This is a genomic window from Mesorhizobium sp. USDA 4775, assembly GCF_054062655.1.
On sequence record NZ_JBSSFM010000001.1, the window covers coordinates 1,043,695 to 1,064,841 of the forward strand.

Genomic DNA, 21,147 nt, shown 5'->3' on the forward strand with positions numbered 1-21,147 from the left:
GCGCGGCCCGTGGCGCCGTCTGATCTCAACGCCGACGAGCCGCCGGTGGTGCTCTCCGCCCGCGGGCTGCGGCGCGATTTTGCCGGCTTCGTCGCCGTCAGGAATGTCGATCTCGACGTCCGCCATCGCAACATCCATGCGCTGATCGGGCCTAACGGCGCCGGCAAGACGACCGTTTTCAACCTGCTCACCAAGTTCCTGGCGCCGACCAGCGGCAGGATCGAACTGCTCGGCCACGACATCACCCGCACGCCACCGGCAAAGGTGGCGCGCATGGGGCTGGTGCGCTCGTTCCAGATATCGGCGATCTTTCCGCACCTTAGCGTGCTCGACAATGTGCGCGTCGCATTGCAGCGGCCGGGTGGGCTCGGCGTCCAGTTCTGGCGTTCCCTGGCGGCGCTCGATAGGCTGACGCCGCGAGCCGTCGAACTGTTGCGCTCCGTTGGTCTCGACGACGCCAGGAACAGGCTGGCCGGCGATCTTTCCTATGGAAGGAAGCGCGCGCTGGAGATCGCCACGACCCTGGCTCTCGACCCGAAGGTGCTGCTGTTGGACGAGCCGATGGCCGGCATGGGGCATGAGGACGTCGCCATGGTTTCCGACCTCATCCGTTCGGTGGCGAGCGAGCGCGCGGTGCTGATGGTCGAGCACAATCTGACTGTTGTCGCCGATCTCTGCGACTGGATAACCGTCATGCAGCGCGGCGAGGTGCTCGCCGCCGGCGACTACGCGACGGTCAGCCGCGACGAGCGGGTGAAGGTCGCTTACATGGGCACCGCCGATGACTAGTGCTGCCCCCCTGCTTGCGGTCCGCGGCCTCAACGCCTGGTATGGCGAGGGCCGTGCGCTGCACGGCGTCGATCTGGAGGTGTTTGCCGGCGAGACGGTCACGCTGCTCGGCCGCAACGGCGTCGGCAAGACGACGACGCTGCGCGCCATCATGGGGCTGATCCGCACTCGGACCGGCGAGGTCGTTTTCGACGGTGCGGATCTGATGCGCCTGCCGCTGCACCGCACCGCGCATCAAGGCATCGGCTTCGTGCCGGAGGAGCGCGGCATTTTCGCGACGCTGACGGTCGACGAGAATCTGGTGCTGCCGCCGGTCGTCGCCGAGGGCGGCATGAGCGTCGCGGAGATATTCGACCTCTTCCCCAATCTGAAGGAGCGCCGCAACAGTCCCGGCACGAGGCTGTCGGGCGGCGAACAGCAGATGCTGGCGATCGCCCGCATGCTGCGAACCGGCGTCAAGATGCTGCTTCTCGACGAGCCGACCGAGGGCCTGGCTCCCGTCATCGTGCAGCGCATCGGCGAGTTGCTGGTGACGTTGAAGAAGCGCGGCATGACGATCCTGCTGGTCGAGCAGAATTTCCGCTTCGCCAGCCGTGTCGCCGATCGCTTCTACCTGATGGAGCACGGCAAGGTCGTCGCCGGGTTCCCGGTCGGCGAACTGACGAACCGCATGGGGCAGCTCCACGACGTTCTGGGTGTATGAGGACGCCATGACGATGATCTTCGGAATCCCCGTCCAGGCACTGCTTGGCCAATTGCTGGTGGGGCTGATCAACGGCTCCTTCTACGCCATGCTGAGCCTGGGTCTGGCCGTCATTTTCGGCTTGCTGCGCGTCATCAATTTCGCCCATGGCGCCCAGTATATGCTCGGCGCCTTCGTAGGCTATCTGCTGCTCACTTATCTCGGCATCGGTTACTGGCCCGCGCTGATCCTCGCGCCGCTGATCGTCGGCCTCTTCGGCATCGTGGTCGAGCGCCTGGCGCTGTCGCGGCTTTACGACACCGATCCGCTCTATGGCCTGCTTTTCACCTTCGGTCTCGCGCTCGTGCTCGAAGGCATATTCCGCTATTACTACGGCGTGTCGGGAAACCCCTACGCCGTGCCGCCGCTGCTTGCGGGCGGCACCAATCTCGGCTTCATGTTCCTGCCCAACTATCGCGGCTGGGTCGTGGTCGCCTCGCTGATCGTCTGCTTCGGAACCTGGGCGCTGATCGAGAAGACCAGGCTCGGCTCCTATCTGCGCGCGGCAACCGAGAATCCCCGTCTCGTCCAGGCCTTCGGCGTCAACGTACCGTTGCTGCTGACACTGACCTACGGCCTCGGTTCCGCCCTTGCCGGGCTTGCCGGCATTCTGGCCGCCCCCGTCTATCAGGTGAGCCCGCTGATGGGATCGGATCTCATCATCGTCGTCTTCGCGGTCGTCGTCATCGGCGGCATGGGGTCGATTCTTGGCGCGATCGTCACCGGCTACATGCTCGGCCTCGCCGAGGGCCTGACCAAGGTCTTCTATCCCGAGGCCTCCAACCTCGTGGTCTTCGTCATCATGGCGATCGTGCTTCTGGTCCGGCCGGCCGGCCTGTTCGGAAGGGATGCCTGACATGTCGGAAGGGACATCTGACATGGCCGGGCTGTCGCGTCGCGAGACATCAGCCGGAACCCCGGCATGGCTCGAATGGACGCTGGTCGGGCTCGGCATAGCGGCGCTGCTGGTAGCGCCCTTCCTGGTTTACCCGATCTTCCTGATGAAGATGCTGTGTTTCGCGCTGCTTGCCTGCGCGTTCAATCTCCTGCTCGGCTACACCGGCCTGCTGTCGTTCGGCCACGCCACCTTCTTTGGCGGCGCCGCCTATTTCACCGCGCATGCCGTCAAGGTGTGGGGCTGGCCGCCGGAAGCCGGCATCCTGCTCGGCATGGCGGGCGGCGCGCTGCTCGGCCTGGTCATGGGCTTCTTCGCCATTCGCCGGCAAGGCATCTATTTCGCCATGATCACCCTGGCGCTATCACAGATGTTCTTCTTCTTCTGCGTGCAGGCGCCTTTCACCGAGGGTGAGGACGGCATTCAGGGCGTACCGCGCGGCATGCTGTTCGGTGTCCTCGACCTGAACGTCTCGCTGAATATGTATTACTTCGTGCTCGCGGTATTCCTGATCGGCGTTTTCGCCATCTGGCGCATCGTCAATTCACCCTTCGGCATGATCCTGCGCTCGATCCGGGAAAACGAGAGCCGCGCCATTTCGCTGGGCTATTCCGTCGCCAACTACAAGCTCGGCGCCTTCGTCATGTCGGCGGCGCTGGCCGGGCTGGCAGGCTCCCTCAAGGCGATCGTCTTCCAGTTCGCCACGCTCACCGACGTCACCTGGCAGATGTCGGGTGAGGTGATCCTGATGACGCTTCTGGGCGGCATCGGCACTATGGTCGGGCCGATTGTCGGCGCCAGCCTCGTCGTCGGGCTGGAGAACACGCTTGCCACCTCCGGTTTCCCGGTGACCATCGCCACCGGGCTGATCTTCATGGTGTGCGTGCTGGTCTTCCGGCGCGGCATTGTCGGCGAACTTTATGCGCGGCTTCTCAAGCGACAGGGCAAGCACTGATCAGTTCCAGATCGACCGGGCGCGATTGATCGGGCCACGCCAGGGTGCCGGCGAACGATGACCCCCGGTTGAGCGACTACGGGTTTTGCTGGACACGTTTTTCGAGTTCGGCTGTGCGCGCGCTCAAATCGTCCAATTCAAAGCTTTGAGATGTAAGGAAAGCGGCCGATCCGTTGTTCGGATCGGCGGCAAGACGATGCGCTTCCCGCAGATGATGTTTCAGCCAGGCGCGCTGCTCGCGCTGCAACCGGGCACGTTGAGGGCCTTGTTCGCGATGCATCAGCGTATTGTAAGCCGCGTTCAACCTGGCATCGAACTTGTCGATCTCGACTTTCCCGCAATCCAGCATTTCCGACGTGGCACCGCCGGACCAGTCGACGCACGCTTTCATTTCATCATCGCTCTGCGCCATCGCTGGATGAGCCGTTGTCATGGCCAGAATTCCGAAGAGGCAGGCATATCGGAGCATGGAGGCGGTTCCTTGATACCAAAGGCTGGATGCGGGTCAGGGCATATCTGTTTCGGCACGCCCATCTCGGATCGGCAACGAGGGCGGCCCACGATATGTTGGGCAGGGCGTCAGCGCGTCAAGGTTCGGCCCGCCGTGCCGCCATCACCCGTAACACCCCCGCTCCACTGCCAGCCGGCGCACCAGTGCTGACACCGTGTCTATGGTCGGCGTCGGCTTGTCCGTCAGCCGGCCAAGCTCCTGCACCGCGCTCACCAGCGCGTCGATTTCCATCGGTCGGCCGCGTTCCAGGTCCTGCAGCATCGAGGTCTTGTGCTCGCCGACATCGCCGGCGCCCTTGATGCGGCGGTCGACCCCGATCGGAAAACGCACGCCGAGGCTTTCGCCGATCGCTTGCGCCTCCAGCATCATCGTGCGGGCAAGCGCGCGGGTGCCTTCGTCGGCGACGATTGCGGCAAGCGTGGAGCCGGTCAGCGCCGAGATCGGGTTGAAGGAGAGGTTGCCCCACAGCTTCACCCAGATTTCGCTGCGGATATCCTCGCGCACCGGCGCCTGCAGGCCGGCCTTGACCATTTCCTCCGCCAGTCGCGTCACCCGTTCGCTGCGTTCGCCCGAGGGCTCGCCGAGCGAGAACCGCTTGCCCTCGACATGGCGGATGAGGCCGGGCGCGTCGACCTCGACGGCGGGATAGACGACCGAGCCGATGACGCGCTCCGGCCCGATCCGCTGCCAGATCGCCCCTCCGGGATCGACCGCACTCAGCCTTGTGCCTTCGAGCGGGCCGCCCAGTTGATGGAAATACCACCATGGCACACCATTCTGCATGGTGACGACGGATGTGTGATCCCCGAGCAGCGGCGCGATCTGGTCAAGCGCCGGGGTCAGCGAATGGGCTTTCAGCGCCAGCACGACGATGTCCTGCACGCCGAGTTCCTCGGCCTTGGCGGCGGCTCTCACCGGCGCAACCGATTCCTCGCCGTCCTCGATCAGGCGCAGGCCGTTCGCCTGGATCGCTTCCAGATGCGCGCCGCGCGCGACGATCGACAGGTCGGTACGGCCGGCGAGCGCCAGCTTGGCGGCGAGATAGCCGCCGATGGCGCCGGCGCCGAAAATGGTGATCTTCATCGTCAAAGCCCGAGTTTGGCGGCGAGCCCGATGCGCTGCAGCTTGCCGGTCGCGCCCTTGGGGATCTCGTCCAGGATCAGGATCTTGCGCGGCACCTTGAAGTCGGCGAGCCGCGTGGCGGCATGGCTGCGGATGTCGCTTTCGGTGGCGATCATGCCTTCGCGCAGCACCACGGCCGCCGCCACCTCCTCGCCGAGCTTGTCATGCGGCATGGCGAAGGTGACGACCTGCGCCACCGCCGGATGGTCCATCAGCACGTCGTCGACCTCGAGCGGCGAGATCTTTTCGCCGCCGCGGTTGATGATCTCCTTGAGCCGGCCGGTGACGCGGAGATAGCCGTCCTCATCGAGCACGCCCTGGTCGCCGGTGTGGAACCAGCCATGCGCGAAGGCCGTGGCATTGGCCTCCGGGTTCTTCTCATAGCCTGCGGTGACATTGGGTCCGCGAATGACGATCTCGCCGGTCTCGCCGGCTTCCATCAGCCGCCCGTCCGGCGCCATCACCGCGACCTCCGGTCCGGCGCCGGCACCGACGCTGCCCGGCTTGCGCTGGCCCGGCGGCAGCCGGTTCGACGCCATCTGGTGGGCGGCCTCGGTCATCCCGTAGGATTCGATCACCGGGCAACCGAAGGTCGCTTCCAGTTCCCCCATCACTTGCGCCGGCAGCGATGCCGAGGACGAGCGGATGAAACGCAGGCGTGCCGCCGCCAGCGCTTCCGCATTGCGCGCCGCCCGCGGCAGGATCGCCTGGTGCATGGTCGGCACCGCCGTGTACCAGCTCGGCTTGGCATCGCCCAGCCACTGGAAGAAGCGCAGCGCGTTGAAACCCGGCGTGCAGTAGATGCTGCCGCCCGCCGCCAGCGACGACAGCACTGCCGCGATCAGGCCATGGATATGGAACAGCGGCATGATGTTGAGGCAGCGGTCGTCGGCGCTCAGGCCGAGCGTCGCGCCGATATGGGCTGCCGAGGCGGCGATATTGGCATGGCTGAGCGGCACCAGTTTTTGGGCGCGATGTCGTGCCTGACGTGTGCAGCAGCAGCGCGATGTCGCCATCTCCTGCCATGTCGGGCGCCGCCTGCGGACCGATCGCCGCGCCCTCGATGGTGAAGGAGCCGGCAGGCGCGTCGGCTTGCACGACAAGCCTGAACACGCCGATGCCGAGCCGTTCGGCGACCGCCACGGCCGGGCCGGTCTCGGTCTCCGCGACAAGGATCGCCTTGGCACCGATATCGGTCAGGTAAAAATCCAGCTCGTCGGCGCAATAGGCGGGATTGAGAGGCGCCGTCGAGGCTGTCGCCGCCACAGCGACAAAGGCGGTGGCCATCTCCGGCCCGTTCGGCAGCACGATCGCCACCCGGTCGCCCCGGCCGATGCCGAGCGCGTGCAGCCGCTCGGCCGTGGCTGCGATCAGGCGGCGCAGCCCGCCATGGCTGAGCGTCGCCTTGTCGGGCGCCAGGATCGCCGGTGCGTCGTCCGCGCCGGCGGCGAGACGATGGGAAAGGTCTTTTGAATTCGTGCTCATGGTCACCGACTATGTTTCAAACGACTGCTTCTAGAAAGCCCTGGGAATGGTTCCGACCCCGGACAATTGTCCGCGACCGGAAGCCGGTTCTCCAATCCCCGAACCACCTCAATACCCCAGCGCCATCCCATCCTTGCGCGGATCGGAGGCGCCGGTGAGCGTGCCTTTCTCCCAGTCGATCAGCACCGCCTGTCCGCCGCCAAGCGGATGCTGCGGCTCGACGACGCGGTGGCCGCGCTTGCGCAAGCCTTCGATCGCCTCGGCGGGAACGTTGCGCTCTGCCTCCACGGTATCGTCATTGTAGAACACGCGCGGCGCATCCAGCGCCTGCTGCGGATCCATGCCGAAGTCGATCATGTTGGTCAGGAGATGGACATGGCCGAAAGGCTGGTAGCCGCCGCCCATGACGCCGAACGGCATCACCACGCGGCCGTTTTTCGTCGCCATGCCTGGCATGATCGTGTGCATCGGCCGCTTGCCGGGCGCGATCGCGTTCGGGTGCGCCGGGTCGAGGCGGAAGCTCGAGCCGCGGTTCTGCAGCACGACGCCGCTCTTCGGGCCGACGACGCCGCTGCCGAAGGAGTAATAGGTCGAGTTGATGAAGGAGACCGCGTTGCGGTCACGGTCGACGATCGAGATGTAGACGGTGTCGCTGCCGGGCAGCTCCAGGCGCGGCAGATGCGTCATGGCGCGGTCGCGGTGGATCTCGGCGCGCAGCCGGTCGGCATAGGCGCCGGACAGAAGCTGTTTTATCGGCACATGAACCTGGTCCTGGTCGCCGACGAAGCGGTCGCGGTCCTGATAGGCCAGCCGCCCGGCCTCGATCTCCAGATGCAGGCGTTCGGCACCGTTCGGGTCGAGCCCGCCAAGCTTGAAGCCCGACAGCACGTTCAGCATGAGCAGCGCCGTCAGCCCCTGATTGTTCGGCGGCATCTGGTGGATATCGTAGCCGCCATAGGCGGTGCTGACCGGCGCCACATAGTCGCCCTTGGTCGCGGCGAAATCCTCTTGGCTATGCAGCCCGCCCAGTTCACTGAGCCGGCGCACCATGTCGTCGGCAACGGCGCCTTCGTAGAAGCCGGCGCGGCCCTGCTTTGCGATCACCCGCAAGGTGGCGGCGAGTTCCGGCTGACGGTGGACATCGCCGGCCTTCGGCGCCGTGCCGCCCGGCAGGAAGATGCGTGCGGCATGTTCGTCGGCGGTAAGGTCGATCTCCGGGTCCGCCCAGTCGAAGGCGACGCGGTCATGCACGACATAGCCGTCCTCGGCATAATGGATGGCCGGCGCCAGCACCTCGGCAAGGTCCTTGCTGCCATGGTCTTCCAACAGACGGCTCCAGGCATCGACGGCGCCCGGCACGGTCACCGCGTGAGGTCCCTGCTTGGGAAGCTCGTTGAAACCCTTGTCGAGGTACCAGTCGACGGTGGCCTTGGCGGGCGCGCGGCCCGAACCGTTGAAGGCCAGCACATCGCCTTGTCCCTTCGGGCAGTAGAGGACAAAGCAATCGCCGCCAATGCCGGTCGATTGGGGTTCGACGACGCCCTGCACGGCGGCGGCGCAAACGGCGGCGTCCATGGCATTGCCGCCGGCGCGCAGCATGTCGATCGCGGCAAGGGTCGCAAGCGGGTGCGAGGTCGCGGCAATCGCTTGCGTGGCACGAACCGGGGAGCGGCCGGGAAACTGGAAATCACGCATTCTGTCTGGATATCCCATGGTCTGATGAAATCAATGCCGCCGCCCGAAGATCTGCGCCACCGACAGGAGCAGGACGGAAAGCACGATCAGGCAGGTCGAGATGGCGGCGATGGTCGGGTCGATCTGGTCGCGCAGCGCGTTGAACATGCGCCGCGTCAGCGTGGTGGTCTCGCCGCCCGAGATGAACAGTGAAACCACCACTTCGTCGAAGGAGGTGATGAAGGCGAACAGCCCGCCCGAGACGATCGAGAAACGGATCTGCGGCATCGTCACCTGCCAGAAGGCGGCGATGCGCCCGGCGCCCAGGCTGCGCGCCACGCGCTCCTGGTTCATATCGTAGGAGCGCAGGCCGGAAAGCACGGTCAGCACCACCAGCGGCAAGGCCTGCACCGCATGCGCGATGACCAGGCCGGTCAGCGTGTTGTTGAGGCCTATGCGGGCATAGAGGAAGAAGGTGCCGATGCCGATCAGGATCACCGGGATGATCAGCGATGCGGTGAGCAGCGCATTGATGGTGCCGTTGAAGCGCAGCGTGCCCCGGTTGATCGCATAGGCGGCGGCGGTGCCGAGCGGTGTCGCCACCAGCACGGTCATGACAGCCACCTTGACCGAGACGATGGTCGCATCACGCCATTCCACCGACTGAAAATAGGTTTCGTACCAGCGCAGCGACCATTGCTGCGGCGGGAACTGCAGCAGCGTCGAATCCGAAAATGACATGATGACGATGATCACCGACGGCGCGATCAGGAACAGCAGCACCAGGCCGCCCAGAGCGTAAAGCCACAGGCGTTGCCGATGCGAGATTGGCAGGCCGACATCTGCGCTCATCGCGAACTCCACACGCCGGTGGCGCGCGCGCCAAGCAGCCATTGGAACAGGCCGAGAAGCGCCAGCGTGACCACCAGCAGCACCACGCCGAGCGCGGCACCCGCGCCCCAGTTGGAATAGAGGCTGGTGGTCTGCTCCATGCGCATCGCCCACATGATCACCTTGCCGCCGCCCATCAGCGCCGGGGTGACGAAGAAGCCGAGACACAGCACGAAGACGATGACCACGCCCGAAGCAAGGCCGGGCAGCGACAGCGGAAAGAAGATCTGCCGGAAGGTTGCGACCGGACCGGCGCCGAGATTCATGCCGGCGCGCAGGCAGTCGGTGTCGATGGTCTTCATCGAGGCGTAGAGCGGCAGCACCAGGAACGGCAGCAGGATATGCGTCATGCCGATGACCACGCCGGACAGATTGTTGGCGAGCGACAGCGGCTGGCTGATCACGCCGAGGTCGATCAGCCAGCTGTTGATCAGGCCCTTGCGCTGCAGGATCACCAGCCAGGCATAGGTACGCACCAGCACCGACGTCCAGAACGGCAGGATCACGAAGATCAGGCAGATCGATGCCGCCCGGCGCGGCAGCTGCGACAGCATGTAGGCGAGGGGATAACCCAGCAGCACGCAGGCGCCGGTGACGATGAAGGCGACCTTGAAGGTGGTGACGAAGGTCTTGATGTAGGAGGCCTGCTCGAAGAAGCGCGCATAGTTGGATGTGCTGAAGGCGCCGGCCTCGTCGAACAGCGATAGCCAGAACAGCCAGCCGATCGGCACGATGATGATGGCGAAGACGAGGAACAGGCTCGGCGACAAAAGTGCCAGCAGCCGCAGCGACTCGCGCCGCGCGTCGGCGCGCAGCGCCTGCGCGTTGAGGTCCCGGCCCGCGCCGGCTGGTTCTCTCAGGAGGGCGGATGGCGCGCTCATCTTTCGGCCGCCACCAGGATGGTGTCCTGCGCATCGAGGCCGAGGCGGATCGGCTGGCCGGGCGCCGGCAGCCTGGCCAGCACATCGCTGCGGCAGTAGTCGCGCAGAGTCAGCTGGCGGCCGTCGCGCAGGACCGCGTAGCAGACGAAACTGTCGCCCTGGTAGATGATGTCGCCGACCGTGGCATCGAGCACATTGATGCCGCTCGACGGCTCGGCCGCCGTGACCAGCCGCAGCTTTTCCGGCCGCACCACCATCAGATGTTGGCCGGGGGCCGGTGCCGCCCCCGCCGTTTGGATGCGCCTGTCCTCATACCAGACCGAACCGTTGCGGCATTCGACCGGAATGAAATTCGATTCGCCGATGAAGCCGGCGACGAATTGCGTCTTCGGCGCGGCGTAGAGCGTCTCGGGCTTGTCGAGCTGCTCGATGCGTCCGGCATTCATCACCGCGATGCGGTCCGACATGGTGATGGCTTCGCGCTGGTCGTGCGTGACATAGACCGTCGTCATGCCAAGCCGCCGGTGCAGGGCGCGCAGCTCGATCTGCATATGCTCGCGCAAGCCTTTGTCCAACGCCGACAGGGGCTCGTCCATCAGCACGATGCGCGGTTCGAAGACAATGGCGCGCGCCAGCGCCACGCGCTGGCGCTGGCCGCCGGAAAGCTGGTCGACACGCCGTTCGCCCAGGCCCTTGAGCTTCACCAGTTCCAGTGCTTTTTCGACACGCTCGGCGGTCTCGGTGGCCGCCACGCCGCGCTGCTTCAGCGGAAAGGCGATGTTGTGAAAAACGTTCATATGCGGAAACAGCGCGTAGTTCTGGAACACCATGCCGATGTTGCGCCTATGCGGCGGCGTGGTGATGATCTCGTCGTCGCCGACCCGGATCGACCCTCCATCGGCCCGCACGAAACCGGCCAGGATCATCAGCAGCGTCGTCTTTCCGGAGCCGGAAGGCCCGAGCAGCGTCAGGAACTCGCCGGCCTCGACATCGAGGTTCAGGTCGCGCAGCACCGATACGCTGCCAAATCGTTTTCTCGATCCGGCGCATGCTGATCGGCAGCGCGGATGGCGCAATGGACAAGATTCTTTTCTCCTTAGGGCAATTCCAGGAAAAGTGAGGAGCGGTTTTCCCTCAGGAATTGCGTAAAAACAAAGAGATAGAGTCGTTCGACGTTTCGGAGAAACGGTGAACTGCTCTGGGCGGCGAAGAGGAGGGCGGGGCGAAGCAGCCTTTGCGGCTTGCGCCGCCCTGCCGTGAAGTGTCTGCCGGGCAGCTATTGCTGGATCAGATTGTTGAACTTCTCGGTCGCCTCGACCAGCGTGTCGCGCCAGAACTCGGCATCCTGCAGCACCTGCTTCTTGACGTTTTCGGGCGCCGAGTTGATGTCCTTGATCCGCTCGGGCGGGATCTTGCCGGTCTCGAAGGCCTTTTCGTTCACCGGCCCATTGTCGACATAGAGCGGCAGGTTGGCCTGCAATTGCGGGCTCACGAACATCGCCAGCGCCTTCATCGCCGCTTCCTTGTTCTTGGCGCCCTTGGGGATGACCATGCAGTCGGCGGTCAGCACGCCCTGGTCGAACGAGAAGCTGACCGGTGCGCCTTCCTTCTTCAGCGTGCCGGCGCGGCCGTTCCAGATGCTCGCCATGTCGACCTCGCCGTCCTTGACCAGCTGCATGGCCTGTGCGCCTGATGTCCACCAGGCGTCGACATGGCCGCGGATCTTGTCGACCGATTTCAAGGCGCCGTCGATGTCGACTGGATAGACCTTGTCGATCGGCAGGCCGGAGGCGAGAGCGGCGACGCTCAGCGTCTCGGTCGCCTGGCTGCTGGAGAGCGCGCGCCGCCCCGGGAATTTTTCCACGTTCCAGAAATCGGCCCAGGTCTTGGGGCCTTTGTCGCCGAACACATCGGTCCGGTAGATCAGCACGACGGAGGTGTAGGAAATGCCGACCCAGTCGTCATGGACCAGCTTCGGGTTGATGCCGCTCTTGTCGATCAAGCCGTAATCGAGCTTCTCGAACAGCCCTTCCTTCGAGCCGCGCGCGCATTCGTCGGCGCCGAGTTCGGTGATGTCCCACTTCACCGCATTGCCGGTCACCTGCAGGCGCACATCGTCGAGGCCGTTGGTGGTGTCCTGCTTGATGGTGATGCCGAGCGCTTTGGCGGTCGGATCGAAGAACGCCTTGGTCTGCGCCTCCTGATAGGTGCCGCCCCACGAGGCGACGGTGATCGTATCGGCGGCAAAGGCGGGCGCCGCTGCCGATGCCATGAGGCCCGCGACCGCGGCAATCCCAAGGCTATTGATGGTTTTCATGTCGGTTCTCCAGCCGGTGTTCCCATTTGTTTTGATTTAGCATGCGATTTTGTATACAATTTTCAGTGTAGCCTAGGGATCGACGATGTCAACACCGTCCGAATCTGGCTGACAGGCACGATGCAGGCGGGCGTGAGCAGCGCCGTCAAGGCGTGGCAAATCGCGCCGACTGCGAATAGAGATAGGCAAATATCGATTGCCGGTGGGGACGGATCTTTGAGCAAGCAACCCAAAAACACACTGCGCGACTCGGTCTACACGTCGCTGAAGGCGATGATCGTGACCGGCCAGATTCCGCCCGGCTCGCGCGTCACCGAGAGCGACATAGCCGCAAAACTCAATGTCAGCCGCACGCCGGTGCGCGAAGCCTTCAACCGCCTCGAGCGCGACGGCCTGGTCACCGGCCGGCCGCGCCAGGGCTATGTCGTCACAGAGTTCGACATCAACATGTTCCGCGAGGCCTTCGCCATCCGCGAACTGCTCGACGGCCATGCGACCGAACTGGCCGCGGCCGCCGCGACCGACAAGGACAAAGCGCGGCTGCGCGCCATGCTGGCCGAATGCGAGCGGTTGGCCGCCATTCCGGACCGCACCACAAAGGAAAAATTCCAGGAGCTGGAGGTCGGCATCGACCTGCATCGCGTCATCGCTGAGATCAGCGGCAATGCCATGCTGCACGGCATGCTGTGCGGCATCCTCGACAAGTGCCAGCACTATGTATGGACCGAACTCTTGTGGCTCGACGAATGGAAGATCGCCCGCGACGAGCATGCCGAGATCGTCGAAGCGATCTGCGCCGGCGATGCCACCCGGGCCGGCGCCCTGGCCCGCGCCCATGTGCGCGGCTCACGCGAAAACGTGCTGCGCCTGTTGCAGGCAAAGTCGGACTACCAGAGTTTTCTGGCCAAGGCGTCCTGAGGAGACCAAAGCGCGACGCATGAATCCGTTCAGGCGCGGCGCGCTTTAGAGGACGCCTCGACCCACGCTCGCGTGGCCTTGACAGCTTTCCATCGCCCGCCCGAAGGCGTCGCGTTCGCTGAGCCGGGCCATGTAGGTTTGCTCGACCTCGCCGAGCGCGACCCCGCCAAAAACCAATTGCGATCCAAAATCAGTCGATCTAGCCTATAACCGATTGCATAACACAATCGGAACCGCGCGGACGTGCCGGTGAGGAAGGAAGGGGTATGGCCAAGCTCGTGTTCGGAATGAACCAGTCCCTGGACGGCTATGTCGACCATATGGGATTTGCGCCAGGCCCCACGCTCTTCCGCCACTTCATCGAGGAGGCTCAGGCGCAGGCGGGCAGTGTCTATGGCCGCCGGATGTATGAAATCATGCGGTACTGGGGACGACGATCATCCCGAATGGAATGCGGACGAACGCGCCTTCGCGGCGGCGTGGCGGAACCAGCCGAAATGGGTCGTCTCGCGCTCGTTGAAGTCGGTTGGTCCCAACGCCAGGCTCGTCGGGGATGATCTCGAGGCGCGATGCGGGAGTTGAAGGCCGACCGCGATGGGGAGATCGAAGTTGCCGGCCCGAACCTGGCGCAGACCCTCACCGAACTTGGCCTGATCGATGAGTATCGGATCTACTTGCATCCCGTCGTGCTTGGGCACGGCAAGCCCTATTTTGCCGGACCCCGGCCACCGCTGCGCCTTATGACCCACGATCGGATCGGCGAGGATGTGATCAGGTTGACCTACGTTCCTGTATAAGCTCGCGGCCCGTCGAATGAAATCGGCGCTGAAGTCCGGTCTTGGGTTGGGCCCCACCGGGCTAAGATGATCACTTGTCTACGCTATCGCCTCCAGGTCCTCCTTCTTGCAGATGGCCCAGGCTTCGAGCCGCCGGCTATGCGCTATGGCGCGTCGCTTCCGGCCTCCTCGAGACATTCACCGCCGCTTCCAGCGTTCCCAGAAACTGCCTTTGGGGCCGTGCGATAGACATGTTTACGATCAGGTCTCGCTTGCAATTTCCCTGAATTGGGATATTTTCCCACATATGGACACAGCGTCTCGCCACGTTAAAGCCTTGGCCGATCATCTTCGTATGCTTCGAGCAGATCGTGGGCTTACCCTTCAGGAGCTCGCGGCAAACAGCGGGGTCAGTCGGGCGACGCTGTCGCGGATCGAGAATGGCGAAGTCAGCCCCACAGCGGAAACGCTTGGTCGTCTGGCGTCGGCTTTCGCATTGCCGCTTTCCCAGCTTCTGGCGCCGCTCGAGTCGGACTTTCCCCCGCTTGTCCACCACGCTGACCAAAGCATATGGTCGGATCAGGAGAAGGGATTCACTCGTCGTGCTCTTTCGCCGCCCAGCGGACAGCTGAAGCTCGAAATGATCGAGTGCGAGATCGCGCCCAACCAGCGCATCGTCTACGATCGGCCCGCTCTTCCGGGGCACGAACACCACCTCGTGCTTTTGGCAGGTGCGCTTGTTTTGATCGTCGATGGCGTTCGGCACGACCTGCGTCCCGGTGACTGCCTGCGCTATCGGCTGCGTGGCGCCTCTTCCTTTGAGACCGGCGAACAATCGGCCCGCTACATTATCGCCATGGCTTAAGGAACCGCCATACATGGAAATGCAGATCATTGAACTCGACGGTCTCGCCATCGAAAAAAGGCTGGGCGAGCTTTCCAGGGTTCTCGCGGACAGCGTAGCCGATGGCGCGGCTATCAGCTTCATGGCGCCCATGCCCTACGAGGACGCGGCTCGGTTCTGGTCGGGCGATGTTCGACGTAAGGTCGCTGCAGGACGCAGAGTGCTTTTCGGCGCGGAGCGGGACGGCGAGATCGTCGGAACCGTCCAGCTTCTCGCCGCCATGCCGCCCAACCAGCCGCATCGCTGCGAGATCGCAAAGATGATCGTCCATCCGCAGGCACGCAGGCTCGGCATCGGGCGGGCCCTGATGAATGAAGCGCTGGATCGCGCGCGTGAACTGGGGAAAACCCTCGTAACCCTCGACACGCGAACCGGGGACGCCGCGGAGCCGTTATACGCTTCCGTCGGCTTCGAGGTGGCTGGTGTGATCCCCGACTTCGCCTGGGACCCGGACGGCAAGGCGCTGCACGCGACGACCTACATGTTCAGGCGGATATAGCCGGGTGCCAGCGGGTCTGATTCTCGCCGGCATGAGCGCGGTGATCGGCGGAATGCTGGTTGCCGCGCAAGGTCCGATTTGCGCGCGTCTGTCCGAGGAACTGAACCGCGATTCGCTTGCCGCGGTCTTTTTGGCCTTCTTGATAGCCACCGTCGCGGCCCGTCTGCTGGTGGTCAGGCTCGGCAGTTGGCGCTCGATCCGTACCCGCCCTGACCTCGATGCCTCACGGTCTACGATCACTTTGGGGCGTTCGGACTAACCGAAAGGCCTTTCGGCATGGGGCGTCTGATCGGATTGATGCTCGTTGTGATCGGAGTGCTCGTCAGGGCAAGGGCATAACGAACGACGGCTTCTCGACACGCCCGTGACGTCCCTCGCGCGCTCCTCATGCCGCCGGCAGAGGGCTTGAAACCTCGTTTCCGGATCGTCGCCACGATTTGTCATCCGCCTCGGTGTGACACCTGTGCGACAGATCGACTCTCGCGTGGCTTCCGACGGGGCCACTCGATCCGAATACCCAACGACATGGATGAGTTTTTGGCGCGCCCGAAGAGATTCGAACTCCTGACCCCCAGATTCGTAGTCTGGTGCTCTATCCAGCTGAGCTACGGGCGCGCATCAGGCCATGTTTTCAACGGCCCTGCGATCCGATCCCAAGGACCGGCCGCGAATGTGTGCAGTTCCCTAACGACTGAATTTGGGAAAAGCAAGCCGATCCGGCAAAAGTTTTGTCGTGGGTGTGTCATCTGGTGACGACGGCCCCGATCCCAGGGCTTTGAAGCTGCCGCGAAGCCAGTCTGATTCAGGCCGAGTGGGGAAAAGTCGCGGCGAAGATCATCGAAAGCGTCAGACTTGAAGGGCAGAAGCCTCGGGAAAACAGCGCCGAGCCCGTCACGCCGGGCGGCGCAGGCTGCCGCGGGCCTGGTCGAGCCGCACCGGCTGGTCGGGGATGGTGACGGCGAAAGTGGTGCGCCCGCCAATCGATTCGACCAGTTCCACCGAGCCGCCATGCGCCCTGATCAGTTCGTGGGCAATCGCCAGGCCAAGGCCAGTGCCGCCGCTGCGCGCCGAGCCGCGGAACGCCGCGAACAGGTTTTCGCGCGCCTTCGGCGGCAGGCCGGGGCCGGTGTCGGTGACGGCGATGCGGCTGACGCTGCCCATGCGCTCGGCCGATACGGCGAGCCGCCGCACCACGGCGCTCTCGGTGTCGGCCGCCATCGCCTGCACCGAGTTGCGGCAAAGATTGGTGAGCACCCTAAACAGCTGGTCGGAATCGGCGTCCACCTCGAAAGCCGCCTCGACGGCGTTGATGAACTCGATGCCGTCCTCGATGTCGAGCAGGCCGTGCACGTCCTCGACCAGCTGCCGCAGCCGCACCCGGCGGCGCGAAGGCGGCGGCTCCTGCGTGCGGCCATAGTGAAGCACGCCTTCTGAATAGGAGACGGCCCGGTCGAGCGCGCGCAAAAGCTTCGGCGCGAAGGCCTGCACGGTCGGGTCCTTGACCAGGCGCAGGCGGTCCGAAATCAGCTGCGCCGAGGCCAGGATGTTGCGCATGTCGTGGTTGATCTTCGAGACAGCCAGGCCGAGATCGGCAAGGTGTTTCTGCTCCGAAAGCATCTTTTGCAGCCGCTCCTGCATCTGCGACAGTTCGCGTTCGGCAACGCCGATCTCATCGGAGCGGGCGGCGGGATGGATGATGCGGCCAGGGTCGTCGGGCGCTTCGGAGAAGGACAGCATCGAGCGCGTCATGGTGCGGATCGGCCCGATCATGATCAGGTCGATCGCGGCATAGACCAGCATGGCGGTGAACAGCGAGATCAGCAGCGAGACGAAGGCGACGTTGCGTGAATAGATGAGCATGGCCTTGCGCAGCGAGTAATCCGGCATGATCAGCTCGAATTCCTTGTCGCTGTCGCCGACCGGTCCGAAGACGCGCAGCATCCGGTCGCCGCCGAAGAACAGCGTGTCGAGCGCGCCGGTCATGCCTTTGATCATGCCGACGCTGGCGAGGTCGATATGCTCGTCGACCTGCGGCGGCATGTCCGCCACCACCAGCAACCGCGAGACGCCGCCGTCGCGCACCGCGATCGCCTTGGCGCCGATCGCCATCAGCACGTCATTCTGTGCCGTGCGCGACAGCGAGGTCGACTCGCCCTGCACCAGCACGATCGACACGGCCGCCGCCGTGCTCAGCCGTTCCTTGAGCCAGCTCAGCCGGTAGCTGGCGATCCAGGGCAGGAAGATGAGCACTTCGGCCAGAAGCACGAAAACGATGGTCAGCAGCAGCAGTTTCGTCGACAGGCCGCGTGACAGGGGTACCGTGCGGACGGCGGCGGGCGCCGTTCCGTTCCCTTCCCCCGCTTGGCTGGTTTCGCTCATGCGACTCTGTCTTCACGATCACTTGATCGGCCAAGATTAGGCGATTACGGCATTTTTGCCAATTTCATCCTTTGGCCGGAACATTAAATTACCGTCATGAAGCCGGCGTCCGCGCCGCGCCGACGCCGGATTGACTTCCAAAACCCTTCTTTCTATAAGCCCGCTCACGCTCGGGCCACTCGTCCCGGCGCGGTTTCGATCGCGCCAAAGCCGGCCCGGCAAAGCTCCTGTTACAGAGTGACAGAATCAAGAAGGGCCGCACCCCGCGGTATTAAAACAAATGAAGCGTACCTACCAACCGTCCAAACTCGTCCGCAAACGCCGGCACGGTTTCCGTGCCCGCATGGCCACCAAGGGTGGTCGTGGAGTCGTCGCAGCTCGCCGCAACCGCGGCCGCAAGCGGCTCAGCGCCTAAGCGAGACGATATCGTTGCCCGCAACCGGCAAGCCAGTGGGGCAAAATCCCAAGCGGCTTCTGAAACGCGCGGAATTCCTGGCCGTCCGTCGTGGTGAAAAGCGACGCGGACGGTTTTTCCTCGTCGAGGTCCTCGACCGCGGCGATGGCGGGGTACCGCGCGTCGGCTACACCGTCACCAAGAAGGTCGGCAACGCTGTTGTGCGCAACCGCGTCAGGCGGCGGCTTAAAGAGGCCGTCCGCGTCCATGCCGCAGATGACATGGTGCCCGGCAATGATTATGTCATCGTCGGGCGCGACGATGCGCTGCGCGCCCCTTTCGGCCAGTTGAAGGCTGAACTCTCCCGCCGACTTCGCGGAACACGATAGGCCAAAGGCTCTCGATGGAAAACAACCGGAACTTCTTTATCACCATCGCGCTGTCGGTGCTGATCCTGACTTTGTGGCAGGTTTTCTACATGAACCCGCGCGTGGAGCAGCAGCGCGAGGCCGCCAAGATCGAGCAGCAGCGGGTGGAAGAGCAGAAGAAGGCGGCCGAGGCCGCCAATCCGGGTGCTGGAACGCCGGCTCCGGCGCCGGGCACCATTCCCAACGCGCCCGGCGGTGACACCGTCACCGCTGCTGGCCGCGATCAGGCGCTGGCCGCTTCCAAGCGCGTCAAGATCGACACGCCGAGCCTCGAGGGCTCGATCAACCTGACTGGCGCGCGCCTCGACGACCTCAAGCTCAAGCACTACACCGAGACCGTCGACAAGAATTCGCCCGAGATCGAACTGCTCAACCCGCAGGCGCTGCCCACCGGCTATTTCGCCGAGATCGGCTTCGTCGGCAACGACAAGACGGGTACGGTGCCGGGTGCCGAAACGGTGTGGAATGTCGAGGGCAACCCGACGCTGACCCCATCGACGCCGGTGACGCTCACCTACACCAACGACAAGGGCCTGACCTTCAAGCGCATCTTCTCCGTCGACGCCAATTACATGTTCACGGTGTCGGACACGGTGCAGAATTCCGGCTCGAGCGCGGTTTCGCTGTTCAATTACGGCCGCGTCACGCGCTACGACAAGCCCGCCGTTGCCAGCACCTATGTGCTGCACGAAGGTCTGATCGGCGTTACCGGCACCGAGGGCCTGGCCGAGTACAAATACGCCAAGATCGAATCCGACAAGCAGATTACGCCCGGCAAGTCGACCGATGGCTGGCTCGGCATCACCGACAAATACTGGGCCGTCACGCTGGTGCCGACCGAAAAGCAGCCTTTCCAGCCGCGCTACGCCTTTTTCGAGGACGGCCGGCACCGCTACCAGTCCGACTTCCTGACCGACGCCATCAATGTCGAGGCCGGCCAGTCCGCGACGGTGGAGACTGAGATCTTCGCCGGCGCCAAGGAAGTCGCCAAGATCAACGCCTACGAGGCGGACCGTCATATTCGTCAGTTCAATCTGCTGATCGACTGGGGCTGGTTCTATTTCATCACCAAGCCGATGTTCTGGCTGATCGACACGCTCTACAAATTCTTCGGCAATTTCGGCCTGGCGATCCTCGCCACCACCGTTATCGTCAAGGCCATCTTCTTCCCGCTCGCCAACAAGTCCTACGCGTCGATGGCGAACATGAAGAAGGTGCAGCCCAAGATGCTGGAGATCCGCGAGAAATACGCGGACGACAAGATGAAGCAGCAGCAGGCGATGATGGAGCTGTACAAGACCGAGAAGATCAATCCGCTTGCCGGCTGCTGGCCGGTGGCGCTGCAGATCCCGGTCTTCTTCTCGCTCTACAAGGTGCTCTACATCACCATCGAGATGCGGCACGCGCCGTTCTTCGGCTGGATCCAGGATCTGGCCGCGCCCGATCCGACGTCGCTGTTCAACCTGTTCGGCCTGATCCCGGTGACGTTGCCGCACATGCTGATGATCGGCGTGTGGCCGCTGATCATGGGCGTCACCATGTTCCTGCAGATGCGCATGAACCCGACGCCGCCGGATCCGACGCAGGCCGCGATCTTCACCTGGATGCCTGTTATCTTCACCTTCATGATGGCGGGCTTCCCGGCCGGCCTGGTCATCTACTGGGCCTGGAACAACACGCTGTCGATCCTGCAGCAGGGTGTGATCATGAAGCGCCAGGGCGCCAAGATCGAGCTATGGGACAATCTGATGGCCCTGTTCAAAAAGAAACCGTCACCGGCGGAATAGAAGCTCTCTCTTCGCGAAAGCCCGGTTCGTCCGGGCTTTTTCTTTGGGTGGATATCCGTTCACGTTCCCGTGATCGGCGAAACTGCGAGCGGTCGCGGAGCGTGACTGCGTGTGCATTTCCAAAGGCTATCAATTCCGATCAGCCCTCACCCGGAGGAAGACCACATGCGCTTGCCGTCATTCAGGATCATCGCCATTTCCGCTCTCGTCGCCGGCGTGGCGATTGCCGCCCCCGCCTACGCCAAGAACCCCAATGTCGGTGGGGCGCCGATGTACACCACCAAGAACATCGTCGAGAACGCCGTGAATTCGAAGGACCACACCACGCTCGTCGCCGCCGTCAAGGCCGCCGGGCTGGTGGACACGCTGCAGGGCGCCGGCCCGTTCACCGTCTTCGCACCGACCAACGAGGCCTTCGCGGCACTGCCGGCCGGCACGGTCGACACGCTGCTCAAGCCCGAGAACAAGGACAAGCTCACCAAGGTCCTGACCGCGCATGTCGTGGCTGGCAAGATCTCGGGCGCCGAGATGATGAAGCAGGCCAAGGCGATGGGCGGCAAATACGAGATGAAGACCGTCTCGGGCGACACGCTCACCGCCGAGGTCAAGAAGGGCAAGCTCTTCATCATGGATGAGTCCGGCGGCGAGGCGAAGGTGACCATCGCCGACGTCAACCAGTCGAACGGCGTCATCCATGTCGTCAACAAGGTGCTGTTGCCGAAGTAACGGCTTCCGGTGAAAGGGGCAGTGGCAGGTCGTTGGGGCTTTCTTGGCCTGCCATCCCCGCCTCGTGACGAGGT

19 protein-coding genes, 1 tRNA gene and 4 pseudogenes are annotated in these 21,147 nt (G+C 64.0%); 14 read left to right on the plus strand and 10 right to left on the minus strand.

What is annotated here, in order from left to right; genetic code table 11:
* The first annotated feature begins 9 nt into the window (after positions 1-9).
* The 4 genes from ACVILI_RS05260 to ACVILI_RS05275 are packed head-to-tail and all read left to right on the plus strand — an operon-like array spanning position 10 to position 3,381.
* Positions 10-789, plus strand: a complete 780-nt coding sequence (locus ACVILI_RS05260) for an ABC transporter ATP-binding protein (RefSeq protein WP_038651124.1) — start codon at positions 10-12, stop codon at positions 787-789.
* The gene (locus ACVILI_RS05265; RefSeq protein WP_038651127.1) at positions 782-1,492 is read left to right on the plus strand and encodes an ABC transporter ATP-binding protein; all 711 of its coding nucleotides are present in this window, start codon (positions 782-784) and stop codon (positions 1,490-1,492) included. The genes ACVILI_RS05260 and ACVILI_RS05265 overlap by 8 nt, the downstream gene beginning before the upstream one ends.
* 7 nt (positions 1,493-1,499) lie before the next feature.
* Positions 1,500-2,387 carry a branched-chain amino acid ABC transporter permease gene (locus tag ACVILI_RS05270; RefSeq protein ID WP_020629107.1) on the plus strand — a complete coding sequence of 296 codons (888 nt, stop codon included), beginning with the start codon at positions 1,500-1,502 and terminating at the stop codon, positions 2,385-2,387.
* Between the two features lie 22 nt (positions 2,388-2,409).
* Positions 2,410-3,381: a branched-chain amino acid ABC transporter permease gene (locus ACVILI_RS05275; RefSeq protein WP_081296173.1), complete on the plus strand. Its 972-nt coding sequence runs from the start codon at positions 2,410-2,412 to the stop codon at positions 3,379-3,381.
* A 76-nt stretch (positions 3,382-3,457) separates the two neighbouring features.
* On the opposite strand, the gene ACVILI_RS05280 is transcribed toward ACVILI_RS05275, so the two are convergent.
* From ACVILI_RS05280 to ACVILI_RS05315, 8 genes and pseudogenes are all read right to left on the minus strand, one after another.
* Positions 3,458-3,850, minus strand: coding sequence for a lysozyme inhibitor LprI family protein (locus tag ACVILI_RS05280; RefSeq protein WP_038651133.1), 393 nt, complete (start codon positions 3,848-3,850; stop codon positions 3,458-3,460).
* Between the two features lie 144 nt (positions 3,851-3,994).
* Positions 3,995-4,975, minus strand: a complete 981-nt coding sequence (locus tag ACVILI_RS05285; RefSeq protein WP_038651136.1) for a 2-dehydropantoate 2-reductase — start codon at positions 4,973-4,975, stop codon at positions 3,995-3,997.
* A 2-nt stretch (positions 4,976-4,977) separates the two neighbouring features.
* Positions 4,978-6,499: pseudogene (locus tag ACVILI_RS05290) on the minus strand (acyl--CoA ligase).
* Positions 6,500-6,607: 108 nt separating this feature from the next.
* Entirely contained in the window at positions 6,608-8,194 is a 1,587-nt protein-coding gene (ggt, locus tag ACVILI_RS05295) for a gamma-glutamyltransferase (protein ID WP_038651142.1), read from the minus strand.
* 30 nt (positions 8,195-8,224) lie between these two features.
* Positions 8,225-9,025 (minus strand): ABC transporter permease, encoded by an 801-nt coding sequence (locus ACVILI_RS05300; protein ID WP_038651145.1) that lies wholly within the window; start codon positions 9,023-9,025, stop codon positions 8,225-8,227.
* The gene (locus ACVILI_RS05305) at positions 9,022-9,945 is read right to left on the minus strand and encodes an ABC transporter permease (protein ID WP_019862413.1); all 924 of its coding nucleotides are present in this window, start codon (positions 9,943-9,945) and stop codon (positions 9,022-9,024) included. The genes ACVILI_RS05300 and ACVILI_RS05305 overlap by 4 nt, the downstream gene beginning before the upstream one ends.
* Positions 9,942-11,028, minus strand: a pseudogene (locus ACVILI_RS05310) (ABC transporter ATP-binding protein). The gene ACVILI_RS05305 and the pseudogene ACVILI_RS05310 overlap by 4 nt, the downstream one beginning before the upstream one ends.
* A 193-nt stretch (positions 11,029-11,221) precedes the next feature.
* A complete protein-coding gene (locus tag ACVILI_RS05315) occupies positions 11,222-12,262 on the minus strand; it encodes an ABC transporter substrate-binding protein (RefSeq protein WP_019862415.1) in 1,041 nt (346 codons plus the stop codon).
* A gap of 216 nt (positions 12,263-12,478) precedes the next feature.
* Between ACVILI_RS05315 and ACVILI_RS05320 the strand changes: the two genes are divergently transcribed.
* The 6 genes and pseudogenes from ACVILI_RS05320 to ACVILI_RS05345 all read left to right on the plus strand — a co-directional run.
* Positions 12,479-13,180 (plus strand): GntR family transcriptional regulator, encoded by a 702-nt coding sequence (locus ACVILI_RS05320; RefSeq protein WP_019862416.1) that lies wholly within the window; start codon positions 12,479-12,481, stop codon positions 13,178-13,180.
* A 266-nt stretch (positions 13,181-13,446) separates the two neighbouring features.
* Positions 13,447-13,977, plus strand: a pseudogene (locus ACVILI_RS05325) (dihydrofolate reductase family protein).
* 316 nt (positions 13,978-14,293) lie between these two features.
* Positions 14,294-14,821 carry a helix-turn-helix domain-containing protein gene (locus ACVILI_RS05330; RefSeq protein WP_457102352.1) on the plus strand — a complete coding sequence of 176 codons (528 nt, stop codon included), beginning with the start codon at positions 14,294-14,296 and terminating at the stop codon, positions 14,819-14,821.
* A 13-nt stretch (positions 14,822-14,834) separates the two neighbouring features.
* On the plus strand, positions 14,835-15,359 hold the full coding sequence (locus ACVILI_RS05335) for a GNAT family N-acetyltransferase (RefSeq protein WP_038651151.1): 525 nt from the start codon (positions 14,835-14,837) through the stop codon (positions 15,357-15,359).
* A gap of 4 nt (positions 15,360-15,363) precedes the next feature.
* On the plus strand, positions 15,364-15,618 hold the full coding sequence (locus tag ACVILI_RS05340; protein ID WP_148307433.1) for a DMT family transporter: 255 nt from the start codon (positions 15,364-15,366) through the stop codon (positions 15,616-15,618).
* Between the two features lie 11 nt (positions 15,619-15,629).
* Positions 15,630-15,698: pseudogene (locus ACVILI_RS05345) on the plus strand (hypothetical protein); the annotation flags it as partial.
* Positions 15,699-15,897: 199 nt separating this feature from the next.
* Here the strand turns inward: ACVILI_RS05345 and ACVILI_RS05350 are convergent.
* Together ACVILI_RS05350 and ACVILI_RS05355 are read right to left on the minus strand one after the other, a co-directional pair.
* A tRNA-Arg gene (locus ACVILI_RS05350) sits at positions 15,898-15,974 on the minus strand.
* Positions 15,975-16,250: 276 nt separating this feature from the next.
* Positions 16,251-17,738, minus strand: a complete 1,488-nt coding sequence (locus ACVILI_RS05355) for an ATP-binding protein (RefSeq protein ID WP_038651154.1) — start codon at positions 17,736-17,738, stop codon at positions 16,251-16,253.
* Positions 17,739-18,018: 280 nt separating this feature from the next.
* Between ACVILI_RS05355 and rpmH the strand changes: the two genes are divergently transcribed.
* The 4 genes from rpmH to ACVILI_RS05375 all read left to right on the plus strand — a co-directional run bounded on the left by rpmH (position 18,019) and on the right by ACVILI_RS05375 (position 21,073).
* Complete coding sequence (gene rpmH / locus ACVILI_RS05360; RefSeq protein ID WP_008833937.1) at positions 18,019-18,153, plus strand: 50S ribosomal protein L34; 135 nt, start codon at positions 18,019-18,021, stop codon at positions 18,151-18,153.
* A 14-nt stretch (positions 18,154-18,167) separates the two neighbouring features.
* Entirely contained in the window at positions 18,168-18,521 is a 354-nt protein-coding gene (gene rnpA, locus ACVILI_RS05365; RefSeq protein ID WP_027040889.1) for a ribonuclease P protein component, read from the plus strand.
* Positions 18,522-18,535: 14 nt separating this feature from the next.
* Positions 18,536-20,347 carry a membrane protein insertase YidC gene (gene yidC, locus ACVILI_RS05370; RefSeq protein WP_019862425.1) on the plus strand — a complete coding sequence of 604 codons (1,812 nt, stop codon included), beginning with the start codon at positions 18,536-18,538 and terminating at the stop codon, positions 20,345-20,347.
* A 165-nt stretch (positions 20,348-20,512) separates the two neighbouring features.
* On the plus strand, positions 20,513-21,073 hold the full coding sequence (locus ACVILI_RS05375; RefSeq protein ID WP_019862426.1) for a fasciclin domain-containing protein: 561 nt from the start codon (positions 20,513-20,515) through the stop codon (positions 21,071-21,073).
* Positions 21,074-21,147 lie beyond the last annotated feature (74 nt).